Raw genomic sequence first — 3,934 nt, 5'->3', positions numbered from 1 at the left:
AACCCACAAATGGATGGCTAAACCCACCAGCTGCGGTGCAGCATCACGGCGATTCGGGCTCCCGTTGCGCGGGCTTGTCCTGCACCGGCTGGCGCTTGGGCAGGTCGAACATGATCTCCGGTTTCGCATGGGCCTCGATGCGCGCCTGCACGAACGCCAGCGCAGTGGCGATGGAGCCCACGATGGCGGCGAACAGCCACCATGCCATCGCGCCGGCGCCATGGCGCGTAAAGCACAGCACCCACGACAGTAAGGTCGCGATCAGCCATAACCAGCGCATAACGACTCTCAGCTGCAAATTCCCGGACCCGGCGATCATACTGCTGTGTTCCGGCCGGAACTGCGGCTGCCTACACGGCCCGAAACGCTGCGTACCCGTAATATGCCCGCCGATCAGGCAGGGACGACAAGGGACACCATGGCCGAGCAAAATCCGCCCACCTCCGCGGCGCCAGCGCCAGTGCGGCCTTACTGGGTCGACTGGCTGTCGATCGGGCTGGATCATTGCAAGCCGATCCGGGTTTCCCTGCTGGTCTTGCTGTTAGCCGGCATCGTGATCACCAACGTCGATCAAGCCGCCGAGCTGTTCCTGATCGCCATGTGGGTCGATCCCAGCAATACGCGCTATCTGTTTCTGCTGGCCGGCAGCGCGCTCGCCGGTCTCGCCGTCTGGTACACGGCGCACCAGGCCTATCGGCTGACCTATCCGCGCTGGCCGGCCCTGCAGGATCCGCGCGCCGCCGCGCTCAGGCGGTGGATCCCGCGCGGGCTGGGTATTCTGGTGCCGCTGCTGGTGGTGTTCGGTTACTTGATGGCTTTGCGCAGTATTCCCCACGCGGTGTGCGTCACCCACGCGCAGTGCCTGCGGCGCGACAGCCGCACCGCCGGCCTGTTGGTCGTGGCGGCAGCGATGATCGTGTTTTTCGCCGGTCGGCAATGGGTGCTGCGCGCCGCCGCCGCGCGCCGCGACAAGGCGTTCGAGCCGCGCGTGAACGCTATCGCCGCGCTGGGCACTACGCCCTTGAGCGTGTTTCTGTCCGCACTAATCCTCAACGTGTTGATCACCGTGCTGGTCGCGTTCCAGCCACGCCAGTTCGACGGCATGGGGGCCCTGGCAGTGTTGCTCATCGCTGCCAGTTTCTTTTGCATGAGCGGCGGCTTCCTGTGCATGCTGGCGGACCGGCGCGGCGTGCCCCTGCTAAGCCTGCTGGTATTGATGGCGGTGAGCCTGCATGCGCTGCATCTGAACGACAATCATCGTGTCCGCCAATACCCGGCGATGACGACGCACCAACGCCCAGCGCCGCCGCCGCCGGAGCAACGGGCGGATTTCGACGCATATGCGAAGGCGTGGCTGCACAGCCGTTGCATACCGCAGCACAGTTGTCCGGTGATCGTGGTGTCCACCGAAGGCGGCGGTTTGCGCAGCGCTGCATGGACCGCAATGGTGCTGAGCCGATTCACCGCGCTGGTCGACCAGGCACTCCCGCCGAACGGCACCGAGCCGATGTTCGAACGCTATTTGTTCGCGGCGAGCGGCGTGTCCGGCGGCAGCCTCGGCCTGGCGACCTATGTCAGCGCCCTGCAAGTTGCTCCGCAGACCGGAGAGGCGGCGCAAACACGCGCCGAAAACGTTCTGGATCACGACTTTCTCGCCCCGGTGATGGCGAACGCCTGGTTCATCGATTTCACCCAGCGCTGGCTGCCGGGCGCATTGTTCGATGATCGCGGCCATGCGCTCGCCCGTGCCTGGGAACAGGCGGCAGAAGAACAAGGCGTCGACGCACTGGCGCAGCCCTTTGCCGCCTTGTATCAGGACAGCCGCGGCGAATTGAGCACGAATGTGCCGGCCTTGTTTTTTAACAGCACCACGGTCGCGCAGGGCTGGCGTTTCGTGGAGCACCCGTTCCGGCCGTTTGCGTCGGCACCATGGAGCATCGCCTACGACGGCGCGCACTGGCTGGACCCGCGCGTACCCCTCAGCGAAGTCGTACTCAATAGTGCGCGCTTCACCTATTTGAGCCCGGCGGGCACCTTGCAGACTGCCAGTCATACGTCCTTGTCGCCGGCGCTGTTCCAATTGGTGGACGGCGGCTACTTCGAGAATTCGGGCACGACCACCTTGCTGGAGATCATGCAACGCTTGCGCGCGATGGCGGCCGCCCAAGGGCAAGCCCTGCACTTCATTGTGCTGCATATCAGCAACGACCCCAGTCTGCACGACTTTGTCGACGCGCACGATCCACATCGGCCGCTCCCGCTTTACTCGGTCGCGTGCCCGCGCACACCCAGCCCGACCGAGCAGCATGGCTACGGTGAAGCAACCGCGCCGATGGTAGCCCTCCTGGACACGCGCGATGCGCGTGGCGAGTTTGCACGTGCGCAACTGCTCGCCTCGTTGCAGCTCGATGCCGCCGAGCCAGGGCGTGGCGACGTGCTGTGGCACATGCGTCTGTGCCCCGGCAACTATCCACTGCCGCTCGGCTGGACGATGTCGCCGCCGGTGTTCGACGAAATGCATCGCCAGCTCGAATTGAACTACCCCATGGCCAGCATGGGCGCGTGGCTCGCCAGCGAATTGAAGGGGGCGCGCCAACCCTGAGTGTCGCGCCGCTTGAGATGGACGCGGCGCATCATGGCTCGATGGCAGATCTTCCCCATGCATTCAAAGGCCGCGGTGCCGCGTCCAATCCACAAGGGCGTTTCGAGCATATCCGCCGCCACGCCGAAGACGACGGCTGGCAACACGCCACGCTGGACGAAGCGCTGCCGCGTCCGCGCACCGAAGTGAGCGAGGAATATGCGCGCAGCGTCATTACCCGCAATGATTCGCCGGACCTGGCCTTTACACAGGCGCTCAATCCGTTTCGTGGCTGCGAGCACGGCTGCATTTATTGCTATGCACGCCCCAGCCATAGTTATTTGAACCTGTCGCCAGGTTTGGATTTCGAAACCAAGCTGAGGGCCAAGAGCAATCTCGCCGAGGTGCTGCGCGCCGAACTGGCCAAGCCCGGTTATCGGCCCAGCCCGATCAATATCGGCAGCAATACCGATCCGTACCAGCCCATCGAAAGAAAGTGGCGCATCACGCGCGCCGCACTGGAGGTGCTGGCCGAGTGTCACCATCCGTGCACCATCGTCACCAAGAACGCGCTGGTCGAACGCGACCTGGAGATCCTGCAACCGATGGCGCGCGAGCGCCTGGTGCAAGTGTTCGTCTCGGTCAACGCGTTGGACAACCAGCTGGCGGCGAAATTGGAACCGCGCGCCAGCGCACCCCACCGCCGCCTCAAAGCCGTGCGCACGCTTGCCGAGGCGGGCGTGCCGGTGGGCGTATTGGTGGCGCCGATCATTCCCGCCTTGAACGATCGCGACATGGAAGCGGTGCTCGAACAAGCCGCCGAGGCTGGCGCAAGCTGTGCGGGCTACACGGTTCTGCGCCTGCCTTATGAATTGAAAACGCTGTTCCGCGAATGGCTGGAACTGCATGTACCGCAACGTGCCGAACACGTCATGAGCCTGGTGCAGCAACTCAACGGCGGCAGGACGTACGACAGCAACTTCGCCACGCGCATGCGCGGGCAGGGCGTGTTTGCGCAATTGCTGCAACGGCGCTTCGAGATAGCTTGCCGCCGCCACGGCTTTGGACGAGCACGCGAGTTACAACTAGATACGTCGCGTTTCGTGCCGCCGCGTGAGGCTTCGCCACAAGGCGAATTGTTTTGACGCGGCGATGAACTAGATGTTCGACATTCCCGCGCGTGCGGGAATGTCGGCGAAAAAGATCCAGTGATTCACTGCGGCGGCAAATACTTCTCAAACCAGTTCAATGCCCGCTGCAACACGTCGCGCTGGTTCGCCGGATTGTAGAAATGGTGGCCTTCGTTGGCGTACACCACCAGCGAGGTCGGCACACCGAGCGTGCGCAGCGCAT

The 3,934-nt window shown here is 64.0% G+C and carries 4 protein-coding genes; 2 read left to right on the top strand and 2 right to left on the bottom strand.

Annotation, left to right across the window (positions count from 1 at the left end; genetic code table 11):
• Nucleotides 1-43: 43 nt before the first annotated feature.
• Nucleotides 44-280 (bottom strand): hypothetical protein, encoded by a 237-nt coding sequence (locus tag VMA74_RS01575; protein WP_325364142.1) that lies wholly within the window; start codon nucleotides 278-280, stop codon nucleotides 44-46.
• A gap of 138 nt (nucleotides 281-418) precedes the next feature.
• Between VMA74_RS01575 and VMA74_RS01570 the strand changes: the two genes are divergently transcribed.
• Nucleotides 419-2,602 (top strand): hypothetical protein, encoded by a 2,184-nt coding sequence (locus VMA74_RS01570; RefSeq protein ID WP_325364140.1) that lies wholly within the window; start codon nucleotides 419-421, stop codon nucleotides 2,600-2,602.
• Nucleotides 2,603-2,643: 41 nt separating this feature from the next.
• Nucleotides 2,644-3,726 (top strand): PA0069 family radical SAM protein, encoded by a 1,083-nt coding sequence (locus VMA74_RS01565; protein ID WP_325364138.1) that lies wholly within the window; start codon nucleotides 2,644-2,646, stop codon nucleotides 3,724-3,726.
• 68 nt (nucleotides 3,727-3,794) lie between these two features.
• On the opposite strand, the gene VMA74_RS01560 is transcribed toward VMA74_RS01565, so the two are convergent.
• Nucleotides 3,795-3,934 (bottom strand): prolyl oligopeptidase family serine peptidase (locus VMA74_RS01560; protein ID WP_325364144.1); only part of this gene is annotated, 140 nt, incomplete at its 5' end.

The sequence above is a fragment of the Dyella sp. genome (assembly GCF_035508675.1).
Lineage (GTDB): Bacteria > Pseudomonadota > Gammaproteobacteria > Xanthomonadales > Rhodanobacteraceae > Dyella_B.
This window is presented reverse-complemented; position numbering and strand designations above follow the sequence as displayed.

What these genes read in the sequence shown, in the direction of transcription:
- VMA74_RS01565 (WP_325364138.1), top strand. Translation starts at nt 2,644, where the DNA reads ATGGCAGATCTTCCCCATGCATTCAAAGGCCGCGGTGCCGCGTCCAAT.
- VMA74_RS01575 (WP_325364142.1), bottom strand. Translation starts at nt 280, where the DNA reads ATGCGCTGGTTATGGCTGATCGCGACCTTACTGTCGTGGGTGCTGTGC.
- VMA74_RS01570 (WP_325364140.1), top strand. Translation starts at nt 419, where the DNA reads ATGGCCGAGCAAAATCCGCCCACCTCCGCGGCGCCAGCGCCAGTGCGG.